This is a genomic window from Kitasatospora sp. NPDC097605, from assembly GCF_040302725.1.
In the GTDB taxonomy this organism is placed as follows: Bacteria; Actinomycetota; Actinomycetes; order Streptomycetales; family Streptomycetaceae; genus Kitasatospora.
Genome location: NZ_JBEOSF010000004.1, coordinates 291460 through 310972, shown reverse-complemented (window position 1 = coordinate 310972; position 19513 = coordinate 291460). Strand labels below are relative to the sequence as shown.

Annotated in this window: 13 protein-coding genes; 7 read left to right on the top strand and 6 right to left on the bottom strand. The window is 74.4% G+C overall.

The window, feature by feature from the left end:
- Positions 1-19 precede the first annotated feature (19 nt).
- The 4 genes from ABTX81_RS06905 to ABTX81_RS06890 all read right to left on the bottom strand — a co-directional run bounded on the left by ABTX81_RS06905 (position 20) and on the right by ABTX81_RS06890 (position 6730).
- Positions 20-1996 (bottom strand): NHL repeat-containing protein, encoded by a 1977-nt coding sequence (locus ABTX81_RS06905; protein ID WP_350542121.1) that lies wholly within the window; start codon positions 1994-1996, stop codon positions 20-22.
- Positions 1997-2180: 184 nt separating this feature from the next.
- Entirely contained in the window at positions 2181-3380 is a 1200-nt protein-coding gene (locus tag ABTX81_RS06900; RefSeq protein WP_350542119.1) for a PP2C family protein-serine/threonine phosphatase, read from the bottom strand.
- A 91-nt stretch (positions 3381-3471) separates the two neighbouring features.
- Complete coding sequence (locus ABTX81_RS06895; RefSeq protein WP_350542117.1) at positions 3472-4731, bottom strand: MFS transporter; 1260 nt, start codon at positions 4729-4731, stop codon at positions 3472-3474.
- Between the two features lie 163 nt (positions 4732-4894).
- Positions 4895-6730 carry a CocE/NonD family hydrolase gene (locus ABTX81_RS06890; RefSeq protein WP_350542115.1) on the bottom strand — a complete coding sequence of 612 codons (1836 nt, stop codon included), beginning with the start codon at positions 6728-6730 and terminating at the stop codon, positions 4895-4897.
- A gap of 354 nt (positions 6731-7084) precedes the next feature.
- Here ABTX81_RS06890 and ABTX81_RS06885 point away from each other — a divergent pair, with 354 nt between their 5' ends.
- From ABTX81_RS06885 to pflA, 4 genes are all read left to right on the top strand, one after another.
- A complete protein-coding gene (locus ABTX81_RS06885) occupies positions 7085-7945 on the top strand; it encodes a universal stress protein (protein WP_350542113.1) in 861 nt (286 codons plus the stop codon).
- Positions 7946-8160: 215 nt separating this feature from the next.
- Positions 8161-10809 carry a bifunctional acetaldehyde-CoA/alcohol dehydrogenase gene (adhE, locus tag ABTX81_RS06880; protein ID WP_350542111.1) on the top strand — a complete coding sequence of 883 codons (2649 nt, stop codon included), beginning with the start codon at positions 8161-8163 and terminating at the stop codon, positions 10807-10809.
- A gap of 26 nt (positions 10810-10835) precedes the next feature.
- Complete coding sequence (pflB, locus tag ABTX81_RS06875) at positions 10836-13112, top strand: formate C-acetyltransferase (protein WP_350542109.1); 2277 nt, start codon at positions 10836-10838, stop codon at positions 13110-13112.
- A gap of 65 nt (positions 13113-13177) precedes the next feature.
- Positions 13178-13933, top strand: coding sequence for a pyruvate formate-lyase-activating protein (pflA, locus tag ABTX81_RS06870; protein WP_350542107.1), 756 nt, complete (start codon positions 13178-13180; stop codon positions 13931-13933).
- Between the two features lie 164 nt (positions 13934-14097).
- On the opposite strand, the gene ABTX81_RS06865 is transcribed toward pflA, so the two are convergent.
- Both ABTX81_RS06865 and ABTX81_RS06860 read right to left on the bottom strand, forming a co-directional pair.
- Entirely contained in the window at positions 14098-14472 is a 375-nt protein-coding gene (locus ABTX81_RS06865; RefSeq protein WP_350542105.1) for a VOC family protein, read from the bottom strand.
- Between the two features lie 119 nt (positions 14473-14591).
- Entirely contained in the window at positions 14592-15527 is a 936-nt protein-coding gene (locus ABTX81_RS06860) for a LysR family transcriptional regulator (protein WP_350542103.1), read from the bottom strand.
- A 127-nt stretch (positions 15528-15654) separates the two neighbouring features.
- Here ABTX81_RS06860 and ABTX81_RS06855 point away from each other — a divergent pair, with 127 nt between their 5' ends.
- The 3 genes from ABTX81_RS06855 to ABTX81_RS06845 all read left to right on the top strand — a co-directional run bounded on the left by ABTX81_RS06855 (position 15655) and on the right by ABTX81_RS06845 (position 19504).
- Positions 15655-16956 (top strand): MFS transporter, encoded by a 1302-nt coding sequence (locus tag ABTX81_RS06855; protein WP_350542101.1) that lies wholly within the window; start codon positions 15655-15657, stop codon positions 16954-16956.
- Positions 16953-17093 (top strand): hypothetical protein, encoded by a 141-nt coding sequence (locus tag ABTX81_RS06850; RefSeq protein WP_350542099.1) that lies wholly within the window; start codon positions 16953-16955, stop codon positions 17091-17093. Before ABTX81_RS06855 ends, ABTX81_RS06850 begins: the two co-directional genes overlap by 4 nt.
- A gap of 191 nt (positions 17094-17284) precedes the next feature.
- Positions 17285-19504 carry an MMPL family transporter gene (locus tag ABTX81_RS06845; RefSeq protein ID WP_350542097.1) on the top strand — a complete coding sequence of 740 codons (2220 nt, stop codon included), beginning with the start codon at positions 17285-17287 and terminating at the stop codon, positions 19502-19504.
- Positions 19505-19513 lie beyond the last annotated feature (9 nt).

Genomic DNA, 19513 nt, shown 5'->3' with positions numbered 1-19513 from the left:
CGCCGGGCCGGGCCGTCGGTCAGGGCCGGCCGGGTCCGCCGAGCTTCGGGGCCGGGACCGGCGCGGCGGCGCCGACCAGCACAACCAGCTCATGGCCGCCCGGGTTGGTCTGGACGGGGACGGTGCGCCAGTTGTTGACCAGCCAGACGTTGCCCGAGGGGTCGATCTGCAGGCCGGTGTTCCGCTCCAGCCCGTCGCTCGGATAGCCGGTGTCCGGCGGGGAGATCGGCTGTCCGGTCCGGAAGCCGGGCGGGCAGGCGGTGAGGTCGGTGCCGCACAGCCGGGCCACCCGGTGGCCGCCGAAGTTCGCCACCCAGACGGTGTCCTCCCCGTCGACGGCGATGCCCCAGGGCAGGAACAGGCCGCCGTTGGCGAAGGGTTCGGGGGCCGGGGTGCCGTCGGGCCCGATCAGGGTGACCGAGGCGCCCGGGCGCGGGCCGCTGTCGCCGCCGACGGCGGCGTCCGCCAGCTCGGCCGCCGTGCCGTCCCCGCACGGCACCGGCAGGATGCCGCTGTTGCTGACCCAGGCGTTGCCCCGGCTGTCGGTGGCGACGGCGAGCGGACGGCGCAGGCCGCCGCCGGTGACGGTCCGCTCCGGGGTGCCGTCGGGGGCCAGCAGCTGGACGCTGTCGCTGCCGTTGCCGGTGGCCCAGAGCCGTCCGGCGGGGTCGACCGCGGCGCCGAAGGGCTTGTGCAGGCCGGGGGTGGGCACCTCCCGGGCGCGGGTGGCGTCGCCGTCCGGGATCCTGGTCACGCTGTCCCCGCCGCAGTTGGCCACCCAGACGGTGCCGGCCCGGTCGGCGGCCATGCCCTGGGGCTGGGCGATGCCGCCCCGGCGCCAGCCGTCGGGCGGGGAGAGCGGGGTGCCGTCCGGGGCGAACTGCGAGACGCTGCGCTCCAGCGGCGTCGGGTCGATCGGGCAGCCGGAGCCCTGGAAGCCGAAGTTGCCGACCCAGGCGCTGCCCCGGGCGTCGACGGTGACGCCGAAGCCGGCGCCGTACACGCCGCCGCCGCGGAAGGGCGCGCCGGGGGCGTCGCGGCCGGTGGGGGTGAACTTGAGCACCGTGTCGCCGCCGCAGACCGGGACGGCCGGGTCGGCGCCGTAGCGGTAGTTGTTGGTGACCCAGGCGTTGCCGTCCCGGTCGAAGGCGAGGTTGCCGGGGCCGTCGAGTTCCCGGCCATCGCCGGCGTAGCGCAGGGCGACGGTCCAGGCGGCCGGGGCGGCGGGCAGCGCGGGGCGGTAGCCCGGGGTGGTGGCGGCGAGCTCGAAGAGGGCGGCGGCGTTGTGGCCGGGGTCGTGGGCGATGTCCACGGCGGCCCGCAGGGTGTCCCGGGGCCGGGCGCGGCCGGGGCGGCGGGCCAGGTCGAACAGCCGGTCGCAGGAGTCACCGGTGACGCAGGCGGCGAGCAGGTTGGCGAGGGTGTTGAACGCGGCCAGGGTGGACGTCTGCGCACCGTTGGGCGGGGCGGCGAGCGTCGCGGCGATGCCGCCGGTGCCGGTGTCGGCGAGGTTGTGCGCGACGGCGGCGGCGTTCGGCAGTCCGGGGTCGGTGCCGGAGATGCCGGCCGGGCCGGTGAAGCGGGCCAGGGCGTAGGCGACGGCGATGGTGGTCCGCTCGTTGACGACGAGTTCGGGCGGGGCGTCGGCACCGCTGAGCACGGCCGCGAGCACCACCGGGCCGTGCTGCGGCCCCCGCTCCCCGGCGCGCGGCAGGTCGGCGAGCACATAGAGCACGGCGCGCGGGTCGTCCGGACGGCGGTAGTCGAGGCCGAACCGCCCGTCCTTCCCGCTGCGGGCGCGGGCCAGCACCCGCGGCGCGGCGCCCGACCCGTCCCCCGCCTGGTAGAGCGTCACCTCGGCACCGCCGAGCGGAGTGTCACCGCTGCGCACCACCCCGCACTGGTCGACCGGATCGGACGACACCGCATGGGACGGCCCGGCGGCGAGCTGGGCCAGGAGGGCGGCGGTCAGCAGGACGCCGCGGCGTCGGCGCATGGGCGGGGCTCCGTTCGGTCGCAGGAGGTCGCGGGACGCGGTCGGCCGCTCCGCCCTCGCCGGGCACGGGCAGGGACGGGGCCGCCGCCCTCCTGCCTGCCACATCCCCGGGCCGCCCGCGCGCGACCGGCCGCAGGACGCGTCCGAAATTGCCCGGTACGGCCGAGGCGCCGCCCGGCCGGTCTCAGCGACCGGGCCGGTGCGGGTGCCACTCCGCCAGCAGGATGGTGGCGTCGTCGCGCAACTCGTGGTCCTGGTGCGTGACCAGGGCGTGGATCAGCTGGCGCAGGGCCTCCGGGGCGGGTTCTCCGCCGGCCATGTGCTGGACGAGGGTGTCGGCCAGCCGTTGTTCGCCGAAGAGTTCACCGGAGGCCGAGCGGGCCTCGGTGACGCCGTCGGTGTGGACCAGGACCCGGTCGCCGGGCTGGAGCCTGGCGTGGTGCACGGCCTGCGGCGCGTCCTCGTGGAAGCCGAGCCCGAGCGGCAGCTCGGCCCGGCGCAGCAGGGCGTCCGGGACGATGCGGCGGTCGCGGACGAGCAGCGGCGCGGGGTGGCCGCGGTTGACCCAGGACAGCTCGCCGGTGGCCGTGTCGAGGTCGGCGACCACCGCGGTCAGCAGCCGGTCGGGGATCCACCGGGCCAGCGTGCGGTCGATGGCCCGGACGATGTCGGCCAGACCGCCGCCGGCCCGCCGGGTGGAGCGGCAGGCCGCCAGCGCGACCGAACTGGCACCGCCGGAGGCGAGGTCGTGGCCCATCGCGTCGAACACCGACAGGTGCAGGTGCCCGCGCGCCACCGCGTGGTCGAAGGCGTCCCCGCCCACGTCGTAGGCCGGTTCGAGGACGGCGCTGGAGGTGACGTCCCTGGTGCCGATGGTGCGTGGCGGCAGGAACGCCCAGAGCAGCTCGGCCTGCAGGCTCATCCGGTGCCTGCGCCCGACCTCGACGATGATGTCGCTGTAGGCGCTCTTCGACACCGCCAGCAGGGCGACGAGGGAGGCGAGCGCCTCATAGCGGGCGATCGCGCCCTCGTCCCGAGCCTGCCCTTCGATCCGCAGGACACCGATCCGCTCGACCCCGTCGACCAGGGGGTACCAGCCGACGGCGGGCGATCCGGTGGAGAGCTGGGTGCGCTGCAGCCGGTAGGCGCGGCCGCCCAGCGTCCCCTCGATGTCGACATCGCCCTCGGATCCGCCCTCCCCGGCCCCGGGGAGCGGAACGAGGTGCCGCTGCTGGACGTCGGCGAGGAGGATCCGCGCTCCCTCGGCGCCGAGCCCGCGGACCGCCTCCTCCACCAGCCCGGGCAGCTCCGCCGGCCCGTGCGCCCGTGAGCGCGTCAGCAACCGGGCCAGCACACCGCCCAGCACCGCGTCGTCACCGCTCACCGCCACCCACCTCCCGTCGGTCCGGCGTCTACCCACCCTCGACCCGAACGTGCGGGGCCGCCAGCGGGGAGGCCGCCTCCCGGGACGCCGGTCAGCGGCTCCTGGCGGTGGCGGCGACGGCCGGGAGGACGGCGAGGGCGAGGAGGCCGCAGGTGAGGGAGAGGGCGGCGTAGCCGACGGCGGAGACGACGATGCCGGAGGCCAGGCCGCCGGTCGCGCCCGCGATGGCGATCGCGACGTCCACCGTGCCCTGGGTCCGGGCGCGGGTGGCGAGGGGCGCGGCGTCGGTGATCATCGCGGTGCCGGAGACCAGGCCCAGGTTCCAGCCGAGGCCGAGCAGGGCGAGCGCGAGGGCGAGCAGGACGACGGAGTCGGCGGGCGCGGCGGCGGCGACCAGGCCGGCGGTGAGGAGGGTGAGGCCGGAGGCGGCGGCGACGGCGGTGGGGCCGTGCCGGTCGACCAGCCAGCCGGTCAGCGGGGAGGGCAGGTACATGGCGCCGACGTGGACGGCGATGACCAGGCCGGAGGCGGCGGTGCCGTGGCCGTGGTCGTGCATGTGGACGGGCGTCATCGTCATGATCGCGACCATCACGAGCTGGGTGAGGATCATCGTCAGCGCGCCCAGCATCAGCGTGGGCCGGCGGACCTGGTCCGGCCCGGTCGCGGCGGCCGCGGTGTCCCCCGCGCCCCGCTCCGCGCGCTGGAGCTCGCGGGCGAGCAGCAGGGGGTCGGGGCGCAGCCGGCGGGCGAGCACCAGGGCGGCCAGGGCGTAGGCGGCGCCGGCGAGCAGGAACGGTCCGGCGAGGGCGGGGATGCCGAGGTGCTCGGCGAGGGTCCCGGTGGGGGCGGCGAGGTTGGGGCCGACGACGCCGCCGAGGGTGGTGGCCACCAGGACGGTGGAGACGGCCCGGGCACGGCGGGCGGGGTCGGCGAGGTCGGCGCCGGCGTAGCGGGCCTGGAGGTTGGTGGCCGTGCCCGCGCCGTAGACGAACAGGGCGAGGAAGAGCAGGACGGGGTTGTCGAGGGCGGCGGCGGCGATGACGCCGGCGCTGCCGACGGCGCCGGTCAGATAGCCCGCGGCCAGGCCCGGCCGACGGCCCCTGGCCTGGGAGAGCCGGCCGACCGCGACGGCGGCGAGGGCCGATCCGGCGGTGAACAGCGCGCTGGGCAGCCCGGCGAGGTCGGTGGAGCCGAGCATGTCCTGGGCGAGCAGCGCCCCGACGGTGATGCCGGCGGCCAGGCCGGCGCCGCTGAGGATCTGGCTGGTGACCAGCACGGTGAGGGTGCGGCGCTGCGCCTCGGCGCGGGTGGGTGTGCCGGCGGTGGGGGCGCGGCCGGTGGTGCTGGTCACGGGGTCGTTCTGCTTTCCGGTGCGACGGCGGGGGCTGCCGGCCGGCGAGGTCGTGGTCGCCGACGAGCAGCCCCCACCGTAGGACGCCCACGGAGCATCACGGTAGTGGATCATGGCCTATGGAGCCATAAGCAACGGCTATGGCCCGGTGCGAGCGGCGCGCTCAGCCGAGGGGCAGCTCCAGGGCGGCCTCCTGTCCGGTCTGCGAGCTGACGGTGGTGGTCGTCACGACAGGGCGGTCCATGTTGGCGTAGGAGTACAGCGGGTCGCGGCCGTGGACGGCCAGGGCGAGCCGGTGGCCGGCCGGCAGATCGTAGGACGTGGCCTGGAGACGCCAGCTGACGGTGGCGTTGACGTTGGGGGTCAGGTCGGTGGCGGTGTACGGCTCGTGGGTGATGATCCGCGCGCTGCCGTCCGGCGCGATGTCGAACAGGTATGCGACCAGGGTGGCGGCGGAGACCTCGCTGCGCACGCTCAGCCGGACGGTGGCGGCGCCGCGGATCCGGCGGGCTACTTTGCCCGAGCCGGAGAGCGGGTCGGTCGACCAGAGCAGCAGCCGCGAGCGGTCGAACGCCGCCGGGTGGTAGGGCTTGGGGTTGCCGAACCACTCCTTCTGCCCGGTCTCCATGATCTTGTCCACGGCGACGGCCTCGGTCAGCAGGCCCGCGTCGAAGTCCCGTGACCAGCCGGCGGCCGGCTTGTCGGACAGCGTGCCGTCCCCGGAACCGTTGCCGCCGGTGAGGTACCAGGCCTCGGTTCCGGTGGTGAAGTCGTCCCACCGCGCCAGCGCTTCGCGGCACGCCGGAACGGTGATCAGCTTGCTGCCGCCGGGGATGGGGAGGGTCTGGTAGGTGAACATGGACTGGGCCTTCACCTCCGTCCACTCCGGCACGCCGTTGGCGGCGTCCAGCAGGTAGTGGTCCAGCCACTCGTAGGCCTCCCGCATCGGCACCCGGATGCCCGGGAACGGCAGGCCGCTCAGCAGGCCGGTCAGGCCGGGGCCCTCGGGGGCACCGTGGTCGCCGATCCACAGGTTCAGCCGCTTGGGCACCGTCAGCCGCTGGAAGGTCTCGATCACCGGATTGACCGGGAACAGGGTCTCGTGCCAGGTGTTGGAGATGAAGGTCGGGATGCCGCGGGCGTTGGTGAGGTCCACGTACGTCTGCGGGGAGCGCTCGGTGCCCCAGGCGACCACGGCGTCCAGGTTCCGGCCGGCCAGGAAGTCCTTGAGGATGTCCTGGGTCGCCCGGTCGAACTTCTCCTCCATCGGGCCGCCGGTGAAGTCGATCAGCAGCCGGACGGCCTCCAGGTGCCGGGTGCCGTTGTCGTAGAGGCTGGTGGCGAGGTTGCCCCAGGTGCTCCCCGCGACGACGACCGCGACGCGGTCCTGCGGGTCGTGCGCGGCCACCAGCTGGCTGATCCCGGAGCCGTAGGAGAGGCCGAGGAAGCCGATCCGGGAGGGGCTGAAGTACTCCTCCGCGTAGTCGATCACCACCGAGCCGTCGGTCCGGTCCTTCTCCCCGGCGACGTCGACGAAGCCCTCGGAGGTGGAGAGCCACCCCGGGATGCCGATGCCGCGTGGCGAGTAGGCCAGCACGTGGTAGCCGCGCCGGGCGAGGGTGAGGTAGGCGAAGAGGAACGGCAGCCACCCGTAGGGGTTCCAGCCGGCGGGCACGATCACGACGGGGTGCGGGTTGCCGTCGTTCAGCTTGATGGTGAGCGCGGACAGCCGGATGTCACCGTCGTCGTCGGCGCCACCGGGCACGGTGACGCCGGTGACGTCGACCGCGCTGGCCTGCCGGACCTCGGCGGCCAACTCCGCCAGCTCCGCGGGGAGTTCGACACCGGGCTCGCCCCGCAGGGCGGCCAGCAGCGCCCGGGCCAGATCGGCGACCGACTCGCTGGGCGTGAGGCCGGGGCCCCAGATGCCGTTCGTCGCGATGTCGATGAGCGTCGCGTCGGTGATCGACGCGATCGGGTCCCCACTGGCAGTGGTCATACGAGCCGTCCTCTCCGTAACGGAGGCGAATCCCGGCGGGGCCGGACCGGAACCGGGCGTGGACCGGTCCCGCTCCGTCGGGGGGCACCCGGAGACGGGCGCCACCCGGCATCCTGATCACCAGCGTCCGAACAAAACGGACTTGACGCCAGGTTCGCCCGAAAGAGGAGGAATCCCAGCACCACATTGACGCCGGCCGGGGCCGGAAGGACGCCCCCAGCAGGGACCTTCGGCGCCCGGATGGGGCTGCTCGGACCCTGGGACCGGGCACCGGGCGGGCGGGACGCTGGAAGCCGGACGGGACCGCAGCACACCGGTGTCGCGGATCGCCCGGGGACCGGGGAGGTCGCACGCATGGCGCACAACGTGACGGTGGGGATCGACGGTTCGGCGCCCAGCGCGGCGGCGGCCGACTGGGCCGCCCGCGAGGCCCGCCGCCGGGGGCTCGCGCTGCGGATGATCCATGTGGCGGGGACCGAGGCCGACGCGCTGGAGCGCGACCTCGGCGGCGGCACGGCGCTGCCCGGGCGGGTGGCCGACCTCTGCGACGGGATCGCCGCCGCGCTGCCCGACCTGGAGGTGACCTGCGAGGTCCAGCCCGGCCACCCGGCGTACACCCTGGCCGCCGCGAGCGGACGGGCCGAGCTGCTGGTGCTGGGCTCGCGCGGCCTCGGCGGGTTCACCGGGCTGCTGGTCGGCTCGGTCGGGCTGCGGACCGCCGCCCGGTCGCAGTGCCCCGTGGTCCTGGTCCGCGCCGAGGCGGAGCAGGGCGGCCGCACGCCCGGCGACGTGGTGGTGGGCGTGGAGAGCGACCAGCCGTGCGACGCCGTCCTGGAGTTCGCCTTCCAGCAGGCCGCCGACCACGGCGTCGGCGTGCGGGCGCTGGAGAGCCGGACCACCTCCCACGACGGCTACGCGACGCGGGCACCCGTCGAGCAGGCGGAGATCCGCGAGGCGATGGCCGCCGCCGAGCAGCTGCGGCTGTGGGACGCGCTGGCCCGCTGGCGGGAGAAGTTCCCGCAGGTCCCGGTGGCGGCCGAGGTGTGCCCCTGGAGCCCGAGCCGGCTGCTGGTGGAGGCCTCCCACGACGCGTCCCTGGTGGTGGTCGGCCGGCGCACGGTCGAGCACCCGCTGACCGGCCCGCACCTCGGCCCGGTGGCCCAGTCGGTGCTGCACCACGCGCACGCCCCGGTCGCGGTCGTCCCGCACGCCTGAACCCGCACGACCGAACCGGCACGCCTGAACCCGCACGCCTGAACCCGCACGACCGACGCCGCCCCGGCGGGACCGACCGCCTTCCGCGGCAGGGACCTTCGGACCCCGGAGAGGTCCCGTTGGGCGGATGCCCGCCCCACCCCCGCGCGAGCACCCTGGAATCGAAGGCGCCCGCGGCGCCCGATGTCGGACGATGACCCGAAAGGCAGTCCCGCATGTCGACCCGCCCGAAGCACGAAGCGAAGCCGTCGCCCACGAGCGTCGCCCCCGCCCCGCCCGCCGCCGTCGACCGCCTGGTCGCCCGCGCCCTCACGGCCCTTGAGGAGTACGGTTCCTTCACCCAGGAGCAGGTCGACCACATCGTCAAGAAGGCGTCCCTGGCGGCGCTGGCCCGGCACACCGGCCTCGCGGCGCTGGCGGTGGAGGAGACCGGGCGGGGCCTGTTCGAGGACAAGGCCGTCAAGAACGTCTTCGCCTGCGAGAACGTCACCCATGTGATGGCCCGGACGAAGACCGTCGGGGTGGTGCGCCGGGACGAGATCGACGGCATCGTGGAGATCGCCGAGCCGGTCGGCGTGGTCGCGGGCATCACCCCGGTCACCAACCCCACCTCCACCACGATCTTCAAGGCGCTGCTCGCGCTCAAGACCCGCAACCCCATCGTCTTCGCCTTCCACCCGGCGGCGCAGCGCTGTTCGGCCGAGGCGGCCCGGATCGTGCGCGACGCGGCGGTGGCGGCCGGGGCGCCGGCGCACTGCGTCCAGTGGATCGAGGAGCCGTCGATGGCGGCCACCGACGCGCTGATGCGCCACCCCGGGGTGGCGACCATCCTCGCCACCGGCGGCAACGCGATGGTGCGGGCGGCGTACAGCTGCGGCAAGCCCGCCCTGGGCGTCGGCGCGGGCAATGTGCCGGCGTACGTCGAGCGGAGCGCGGACCTGCGGCGGGCGGTGAACGACATCGTGCTGTCGAAGACCTTCGACAACGGCATGATCTGCGCCTCCGAGCAGGCGGTGATCCTGGACGCGGAGATCCGCGACGCCGCGCTCGCGGAGTTCCGCAAGCTGAAGGCGCACCACGCGAGCGCCGAGGAGAAGGCGCTGCTGGAGCGGCACCTGTTCGGCGTGGGCGACGGCGCCTCGTGCGCGGGCGCCAGGCTGAACCCCGAGGTGGTGGGCCGCACGGCCGCCGAGGTCGCGGCGGCGGCCGGCTTCGAGGTGCCGGCCGACACCTCGGTCCTCCTGGCCGACTGCGAGCGGGTCGGTCCGGCCGAGCCGCTCACCCGGGAGAAGCTCTGCCCGGTGCTCGCCGTGCTGACCGCGGGCTCCCGCCGGGAGGGCGTCGAACTGGCCGCCGCGATGGTGGAGTTCGACGGGCTCGGGCACTCGGCGGCGGTGCACACCGAGGACGCGGCGTTCACCGAGGAGTTCGGGCACGCCGTCAAGGCCTGCCGGATCATCTGGAACGCGCCCGGTTCGCAGGGCGGCATCGGCGACGTCTACAACGCGTTCACGCCCTCGCTGACCCTGGGTTGCGGCAGCTACGGGCACAACTCGGTGGCGGGCAACGTCTCGGCCCTGAACCTGGTGAACATCAAGCGGATCGGGCGGCGCAACACCAACATGCAGTGGTTCAAGGTCCCGCCGAAGATCTTCTTCGAGCGCAACTCCGTCAAGTACCTGGCGAGCATGCCGAACGCGCACCGGATCGTCGTGGTCACCGACCACACCATGGTGGCGATCGGCCACCTGGAGCGGATCCGGAACGTGCTGGACCGGCGCCGGGAGCCGGTCGAGGTGCGGGTGGTCGACTACGTCGAGCCCAACCCGAGCATCGACACGGTGCGCCGGGGCGCGGAGCTGATGCGGGAGTTCGAGCCGGACACCGTCATCGCGCTGGGCGGCGGCTCGCCGATGGACGCGGCCAAGGTGATGTGGCTGATGTACGAGCACCCCGAGGTGGAGTTCGCGGACCTCAAGGAGAAGTTCTTCGACATCCGCAAGCGCGCTTTCACCTTCCCCGACCTGGGCGAGAAGGCCAAGCTGGTGTGCATCCCGACCACGTCGGGCACCGGCAGCGAGGTCACCCCGTTCGCGGTGATCACCGACACGGCCACCGGCCAGAAGTACCCGCTCGCCGACTACGCGCTCACCCCGACCGTGGCCATCGTCGATCCGGCGCTCACCACCCGGCTGCCGGCCCATGTCACCGCCGACACCGGCTTCGACGCCCTCACCCACTGCATCGAGACCTATGTCTCGGTCTACGCCAACGACTTCACCGACGGCCTGGCCCTGCAGGGCATCCGGCTGGTCTTCGAGAACCTGGAGCGGGCGGTGACCGCCGGTCCGGAGGACCCGGAGGCCAGGGAGCGGATGCACAACGCCGGGACGATCGCCGGCATGGCCTTCGGCTCGGCCTTCCTGGGCGCCGTGCACGCCATGGCGCACACCCTGGGCGCCACCTTCCACGTCGCCCACGGGCGGACCAACGCGCTGCTGCTGCCGCACGTGATCCGCTGGAACGGCTCGGCCCCGGCGAAGGTCACCGGCTGGCCCAAGTACCGGAGCTATGCGGCCCCGGAGCGCTACCAGGCGATCGCCCGGACGCTCGGCCTGCCGGCCGCGACCCCGGAGCAGGGCGTCGAATCGCTCGCGGCGGCGGTCGAGGAGCTGCGCGACAGGGTCGGCATCCCCCGGAGCTTCAAGGACGCGGGGGTCAACGAGGAGGCCTTCCTGGCGGCGCTGCCGCAGCAGGCGATGAACGCCTACGAGGACCAGTGCGCCCCCGCCAACCCCCGGATGCCGCTGCTCGCCGACATGCAGCGGCTGATGCGCCAGGCCTACTACGGCGACCAGGCCTGAGGGCCTGGGAAAGGGAGACAACCGAGATGACCACCTCGCAGCAGACGCCCACCGCCACCGCACCGGCCGGCGCCTGGGACGGCTTCACCCCCGGCCGCTGGCAGGACACCATCGACGTGCGCGACTTCGTCCAGCGCAACTACACCCCGTACGAGGGCGACGCCGCCTTCCTGGCCGGCCCCACCGAGCGGACCCTCGCGGTCTGGCGCCGGATCACCGAGCGCTTCCCCGAGGAGCGGGCCAAGGGCGTGCACGACGTCGCCCACGACATCCCGTCCACCATCACCGCGCACGCGCCCGGCTGGATCGACCGGGACCGGGAGCTGATCGTCGGGCTGCAGACCGACGCCCCGCTCAAGCGCGCGATCATGCCCAACGGCGGCTGGCGGATGGTCGCCGGCGCGCTGAAGACCTACGGCTACCCGGTCGACCCGGGGCTGGAGAAGGTCTTCACCGAGTACCGCAAGACCCACAACGCCGGGGTGTTCGACGCCTACACCCCGGAGATCCGGGCCGCCCGCAAGGCCGGTGTCGTCACCGGCCTGCCCGACGCCTACGGCCGCGGCCGGATCATCGGCGACTACCGCCGGGTCGCCCTCTACGGGGTCGACCGGCTGGTCGCGGCGAAGCTCGCCGAGAAGGCGGAGCTGGACGCCGCCCCCACCGACCCGGCCCGGGTGGAGGAGGTGATCCGCGGGCGCGAGGAACTCGCCGAGCAGATCCGGGCGCTGGGCGAGCTCAAGGAGATGGCCTCGGCCTACGGCTACGACCTCTCCGGCCCGGCCGGCACCGGCCGGGAGGCGGTGCAGTGGCTGTACTTCGCCTACCTGGCGGCGGTGAAGGAGCAGAACGGCGCGGCCATGTCGCTCGGCCGCACCTCCACCTTCCTCGACGTCTACCTGCAGCGCGACCTCGCCGCCGGGCTGCTGACCGAGGAACAGGCCCAGGAGCTGATCGACGACTTCGTCATCAAGCTGCGGATCGTCCGCTTCCTGCGCACCCCCGAGTACGACGAGCTGTTCTCCGGCGACCCGACCTGGGTCACCGAGTCGATCGGCGGGATGGGCGCGGACGGCCGAACCCTGGTCACCCGGACCTCCTTCCGCTATCTGCAGACCCTCTACAACCTGGGCCCGGCGCCCGAACCGAACCTGACCGTCTTCTGGTCGCCGCAACTACCCGGGGGCTTCAAGGAGTTCTGCGCCCAGGTGTCGATCGACACCTCCTCGGTGCAGTACGAGTCGGACGAGCTGATGCGCCCGCGCTTCGGCGACGACACCGCGATCGCCTGCTGCGTCTCCGCGATGGCGGTCGGCAAGCAGATGCAGTTCTTCGGCGCCCGGGTCAACCTCGCCAAGACGCTGCTCTACGCGATCAACGGCGGCCGGGACGAGAAGTCCGGCGAGCAGGTCGGCCCCGCCACCGGCGCGATCACCTCGGAGGTGCTCGGCTACGACGAGGTGTGGGCACGCTTCGACGAGCAGCTGGAGTGGCTGGCCGGGACGTACGTCCACGCGCTCAACGTCATCCACTACATGCACGACAAGTACGCCTACGAGCGCCTGGAGATGGCGCTGCACGACCGGGACGTGCGGCGCACCATGGCCTGCGGCATCGCCGGTCTCGCGGTGGCGGCCGACTCGCTGTCGGCGATCAAGTACGCCGAGGTGACCCCGGTGCGGGACGCCACCGGGCTGGCCGTCGACTACCGGATCGAGGGCGAGTACCCGGCGTACGGCAACAACGACGACCGCGCGGACGCGATCGCGGTGCGCCTGGTCGAGGAGTTCATGCGCAAGGTGCGCAAGCACCCGACCTACCGGGGCGCCGAGCACACCCAGTCGGTGCTCACCATCACCTCCAACGTGGTGTACGGCAAGAAGACCGGCAACACCCCGGACGGCCGCCGGGCCGGCGAGCCGTTCTCCCCCGGCGCCAACCCGATGAACGGCCGGGACCGGCACGGCTACGTCGCCAGCGCGCTGTCGGTCGCCAAGCTCCCGTACGCGGACGCCGAGGACGGCATCTCGCTCACCCACACCGTCGCCCCGGACGCGCTCGGCCGCACGCCGCAGGAGCGGATCGCCAACCTGGCCGGCGTGCTGGACGGCTACACGGCGGTCGGCGGCTTCCACATGAACGTCAACGTCCTGAACCGGGACACCCTGCTGGACGCGATGGCGCACCCGGAGAAGTACCCGCAGCTGACCATCCGGGTCAGCGGCTACGCGGTCAACTTCGTCCGGCTCACCCGCGAGCAGCAGCTCGACGTGGTCAACCGCACCTTCCACGACGCGCTGTAGGCCGCGTCCGCGCGCCGCCGGCACCCCGGGGTGCCGGCGGCGCACCACCGGAGAAGGAGAACCCCATGGCCGACCACGCCCCCACCGCGCCGGTGACCGGCAGGCTGCACTCCTGGGACCTGTCCACCGGCGTCGACGGCCCCGGCACCCGCTTCGTCGCCTTCCTGGCCGGCTGCCCGCTGCGCTGCCAGTACTGCCACAACCCCGACACCCGCTACCTGGCCGACGGCCGCGAGGTCACCGCCGGGGAGGTCGTCCGGGAGGCCGCCAGGTGCACCGACTTCATCCGGGCCTCCGGCGGCGGCGCGACCGTCAGCGGCGGCGAGCCGCTGCTCCAGCCCGCCCTCACCGGCGAGCTGCTGCACCGGTTCAAGCACGAGCTCGGGCTGCACACCGCGCTGGACACCTCCGGCTACCTCGGCGCCCGCGCCGGCGACGCCCTGCTGGCCGACACCGACCTGGTGCTGCTCGACATCAAGTCCTGGGACCGCGCGCTGTACCGCCGGGTGACCGGCCGGGACCTGTCCCCCACCCTGGACTTCGCCCGGCGGCTGGCCGGCCTCGGCACCGAGGTGCACCTCCGCTTCGTCCTCGTCCCCGGCCTCACCGACCCCGCCGCCAACGTCGAGGGCGTCGCCGCCTTCGCCGCCTCGCTCGGCAACGTCACCCGCGTCGACGTGCTGCCCTTCCACAAGCTCGGCGCCGCCAAGTGGAGCGCCCTCGGCCTCGACTTCCCGCTCGCCGGCACCCCGGTCCCGACCACCGACCAGACCGCCGCGGCCCGCGCCGTGTTCACCGCCCACGGCCTGTACACCGTCTGACGCGGAGCCGGTGGGCCGGACGGCGGTCCGTCACCCGCTGGTCGGCGAGCGGACGTGGACCCGCCACCCGTCGGCGCCGGGGTGCCCGGGAGGAGGTCGGTGCCGCTGTCGTCGAACAGGGCCGTGCGACCGCTGTCGGCGGCGAACGGGCTGCGCCTCGCCGCTCAGACGGGCGGGACCCGGCTGCGCAGCAGGCAGAAGACATTGCCCTCGGGGTCCGCGAGGACGTGCCGGCTCTCCTCGCCGCTCTGGCCGACGTCGGCGGCGCGGGCGCCGAGGGCGAGCAGTCGCTCCAGTTCGGCGGCCTGGTCGCGGTCGGTGGCGTTGACGTCGAGGTGCAGGGGCAGCTTCCCGGGCCGGGGGTCGGTACCGGGGCTGAGGATCAGGGTGGGCTGCGGGCCCCCGCCGGGCGGCCCGATCTCGATGCTGCCGTCCTCCTCCCGGCCGAGTTCGACGTAGCCGAGCACCTCGCCCCAGAAGGCGGCGAGGCGCCCGGGGTCGGCGCAGTCGAGGACCAGCTCGGTGATGCGGCATGCCATGCCCGCCAGCCTACGGGCGTGGCACGGGAGTTGACCGGTTCCGCCGCGCGACCCGCCCGGGGGCGACAGCCGTGACGGCTTCCGTACCGACCGCGGGCCGAGGGTGGCATGCCGGACCGTCAGTGCGGGAGCACCCAGTCCGGCCGCCAGGTGCCGGGGGCGTCGTGGCCGGGCGAGGCGGTGGCGAGGTGGTCGCGGAGGGCGGTGAGGGCCGGGTGGGGGTTGTCGCGGTGCCAGAGGAGGGAGTGCGGGTAGACGGGCGCGGGGTCGGTCACCGGGATCAGGCGCAGGCCGTGGCCGGCGGGCCAGACCAGGCGGGTCAGGCCGCCCATGAAGGTGGCCAGCGCCGGGGTGTCGGCGACGGTGTCGAGGAGGGCGTCGGAGCCGAAGTTGGGGCCGGTCGCCTCGATGGTGAGGCCGAACCCGGCGACCAGGTCCTCGTAGTAGGCGGCCCACTCGGAGCCGGGCAGCAGACCGGGCATCCAGATCCGGTGCCCGGCGAGCTCGGCGAGGGTCACCGACCGGGCGTCCGCCAGCGCGTGCCCGGGGCCGGTGAGCAGGTGGAGGGGCTCGTCGGCCACCCGGACGGACGCGATGTCCTCGGGGAGGGGCCGGCCGGGCACGGCGACGGCCCGGAAGGACGCGTCGATCGTTCCGGAGCGGATGGCGTCGACGGCGGCCTCGATCTCCAGCAGCATCACCACGTCCAGCTCGGTCCCGGGGTGCGCGCGGTGGAAGTCGCGCAGCAGGCCGGAGCCCGCGCCGCGGGAGCTGAGCACATCGACGCGCAGCGGCCGGCGGCCGGCGTGCACGGAGGCCACCGCGCGCTCGGCGACCCGCAGCAGTTCGCGCGCGTGCGGCAGGAAGGCCTGCCCGTCGATGGTGAGTTCGGCGCCGCGCGGGGTGCGGCTGAACAGTCGCACCCCGAGGTCGCGCTCCAGCGCGGCGACGCGCTTGGAGACGGCCTGCTGGGTGACCGACAGGTCGGCGGCGGCCCGCTGGAACTGGCCCGACCCGGCGACGGCGGCGAAGGTGCGTACGGCTTCGAGGTCCATGGCGGACCACCTTAGTGGACAACCAATGGTTGTGGACGATGGGTGATCCGGTTGTTTGACCTGTGGTTCTCCGAGCCGATTGGCTCTCCGCTGACAACGATTGTTTGTAGCGGGGAGGGTGCTCGGCGTGACGGGCAGGAGAGCGCTGGGCCGGCGGTTCGGCTGGCTGTGGGCGGCGTACGCGGCGAGCGCCTACGGGTCGGGGCTGGGGTTCGGGGCGCTGCCGCTGATCGCCGTGCTGGTGGTGCACGCCGGTCCCGCCGAGGTGTCGGCGCTGTCGGCGGTGGGGCCCGCGGTGGGCGCGCTGATCGCGCTGCCGCTGGCGCCGTGGGTGGAGTTCCGGCGCAAGCGGCCGGTGATGATCGCGGCGGACCTGGTGCGGTGCGCGGCCATGGCGTCGGTCCCGCTCGCCTACGCCCTCGGGCGGCTCGGCTTCGTCCAGCTGCTGGTGGTCTCCGCCGTGGTCGCCGCTGCCAAGATCGCGTTCGGCGCGGCCGTCGGCGCCTATCTGAAGACGCTGGTCCGACCGGAGGACCTGCTGGTGGCCAACGCGCGGTTCGAGTCCACGAACTGGAGCTCCATCGCGGTCGGGCCGCCGCTGGGCGGGGCGGCGATCGGCCTGTTCGGGCCGGTCATCACGGTGGTGGCGGACGCGGCCGGCTATCTGCTGTCGGCGCTGGGCATCACCGCGATCCGCGACCACGAGGAGGCACCGGCACCGCGCCCGGCCGACGGGAGCGGAAGCGGAAGCGGGACCGGAAGCGGGGGCGGGGGCAGGATCAGGGCGGGCGCGGTGCTCGACGGCTGGCGGCACATCATGGGAGACCCCGGTCTGCGGGCGCTCTGCCTCAACGCCATGCTCGTCTCCGGTCTGATCATGGCCACCGAACCGCTGCTGGCGGTGCTGCTGCTCGGCCCGCTCGGCTTCGAGCCCTGGCAGTACGGCCTGGCCTTCGCCGCCCCCTGCCTCGGCGGGCTGATCGGCTCCCGGCTGGCCCGCCGCGTGGTGGCCCGGCACGGCCGGCACCGGGTGTTCCGGGTGGTCGGCACACTACGCGCCGTCTGGCTGATCGGCCTGGCCTTCGTGCGCCCCGGGGTGGCCGGCCTCGTCACCGTGATCGCCGTCGAGCTGGCGATCATCGTCCACATGAGCCTGTACAACCCGGTGCTCGCCACCTATCGGCTCGAACGCACGCCCCAGCGACTCGTCGCCCGCACCCTGACGGCCTGGTCGATCGCCCAGCAGACCGCCGTCGCCGTGCTCACCGCGCTCGGCGGACTGCTCGCCGGCGTCACCGGCCCCCGCACCGCCATCGCGGTCGCGGGCGTGCTCATCCTGGCGAGCCCGCTGCTGCTGCCGCACCGCGCCCGGACGCCGCAGACCGAACCGGAACCGTCCCCCGTCCGGTACGAGGAGGATCCCGTATGAGCACCGCGCTGCGGTCCGACGGCGTCGCCGAGCCCGACCCCGAGGTCCCCGACGTCCCGCCCCGCCGGGTCCTGCCCGCCCGGGCGCGCCTCGTCGGCGGCGGCGGCGAACCGCCCGCCCTGCTCCGGCGCGGCTGACCCGCTGCTTCACAGAGCCTCCTGTGAATATCGGCCGGCCGGGCGGGAGCCGCCCTGGTCCGGTCGTGGCGGGCAGAGGGCGGCGGGCGGAGTTCTCAGAGGGCTCACAGATTCTCTTCGGGGGCGGTCAGAGAGGGCTGACAGCTTCGGTGCGGTCTTCCGATCCGCCTCGAACCGATGTGGAGCCCTCTGTGGCCACGTTCCTTTCCCGACTCGGCCGGTTCTCCTTCCGGAGGCACTGGCTGGTCGCCCTGCTGTGGGTGGGACTGCTGCTGGGAGCGGGGGTGCTCGCCGCACGCGCGCCCGCCCCGCCGCCCAATGACTTCTCGATGCCCGGCACCCAGGCGCAGCAGGCCTACGACGTGCTGGCGGAGGACTTCCCGGAGCTGAACGCCGACGGCGCGACGGCCCGGGTGGTCTTCCGGGCGCAGGACGGCAAGGTCACCGACGCCGGGGCCCGGGAGGCGATCGGGGAGACGGTCCGCTCGCTCGGCGCCGACCCGCAGGTCGTCCGGGTCACCGACCCGTTCACCGCCCGGTCGGTGAGCGAGGACGGCTCCACCGCGTACGCGCAGGTCTCCTACGGGGTGCCCGCGTCGAAGCTGGAGGACGGCTCGCGCGACGCGCTGATGGCGACCGTGGACCGGGCTCGTACCCCGGAGCTGTCCGTCGAGGTCGGCGGCAACGCCGTCAACGCCACGCCCGGCGGGCACTCCTCGGAGGCCCTGGGCCTGGCGGTGGCGGCCGTGGTGCTGGTCGTCACGTTCGGCTCGCTGCTGGCGGCCGGGCTTCCGCTGCTCACCGCCGTCCTCGGGGTGGGCATCGGCGGACTGGCCATCCGGGTGCTGGCCGAACCGCTCGGACTGGGCTCGACGACGACCGGGCTCGCCACCATGATCGGTCTGGCCGTCGGCATCGACTACGCGCTGTTCGTGGTCTCCCGCTACCGCGCCGAGCTCGCCCGGGGGCGCGACCGCACCGAGGCGGCCGGCCACGCGGTGGGGACGGCGGGGTCGGCGGTGGTGTTCGCCGGCCTGACCGTGGTGATCGCCCTCGCTGGCCTGTCCGTGGTGGGGATCCCGCTGCTGACCCAAATGGGCCTCGCCGCGGCCGGCACGGTCGTGCTGGCGGTACTGATCGCCGTCCCCCTGATTCCCGCCCTGCTCGGCATCTGCGGCCGGCGGATCGGGGCACCCCGCCGGCGGGGCCGCAAGGCGGACGGCGACGGGCCGCGCGCGGCGGGGCTCGGCGTGCGCTGGGCCCGGTTCGTGATGCGGCGCCCGGCGGCCGTCCTGCTGGGCGGGGTCGTGCTGCTCGGAGGGGTCGCCGTTCCGGCGGCCTCCCTGGAGATGGGGCTGCCGGGCGACGACAGCAAGCCCGCCTCGACCACCCAGCGCCGCGCCTACGACCTGGTCGCCGAGGGCTTCGGCCCCGGCTACAACGGGCCGCTGACCGTGGTCGTCCAGGCGGACGGCGGCGCCGAGGCCGCGGCGCGGGACGTCGCCGAGCGGATCCGCGGCCGGGCCGACGTGGTCGCGGTCGGGCAGCCGAGGCTGAGCGGGTCCGGCGGCACCGCGGTCCTGACCGTCGTCCCGGTCACCTCGCCGAGCAGCGCGGAGACCGCCGAGCTGGTGCACGCGCTGCGTGATCCGGCGCTCGCCGGGGAGAGCGGTGCCCGGGTGCTCGTCGCCGGGTCGACCGCGATGAACGTGGACGTCTCGCAGAAGCTGTCCGACGCGCTGCTCCCCTACCTGGCGCTCGTGGTCGGCCTGGCGTTCCTGCTGCTGATCGCCGTCTTCCGGTCGCTGCTCGTCCCGCTCAAGGCCGCGCTGGGCTTCCTGCTGTCGGTGCTGGCCGGGCTGGGCGCGGTGGTCGCGGTGTTCCAGTGGGGCTGGCTCGGCGGGCTGGTCGGTGTCGCCGAGCCGGGGCCGGTGATGTCGATGATGCCGATCTTCATGGTCGGCGTCGTCTTCGGCCTCGCCATGGACTACGAGGTGTTCCTGGTGACCCGGATGCGCGAGGCGTATGTGCACGGGCAGGCGCCGCGGCAGGCCGTGGTCAGCGGGTTCGAGCACAGCGCCCGGGTGGTGACGGCCGCGGCGGTGATCATGATCGCGGTGTTCGGCTCGTTCATGGGCTCGGACGAGCAGATGCTCAAGACCATCGGCTTCGGCCTCGCCGCGGCCGTCCTGCTCGACGCGTTCGTCGTCCGGATGGCGATCGTCCCGGCCGTGCTGGCGCTGCTCGGCCGCCGCGCCTGGAGCCTGCCCCGCTGGCTGGACCGGGTGCTTCCCGACCTCGACGTCGAGGGTGAGCGCCTCGGGCGCGCCCCCGGGCCGGCGGGGGCCTCCGAGGCGCCGCCCGCCCTCGAACCCGCGCCGGGCACCGCCGGCCGTACGCCCGCCGGCTGAGCCGTCCGC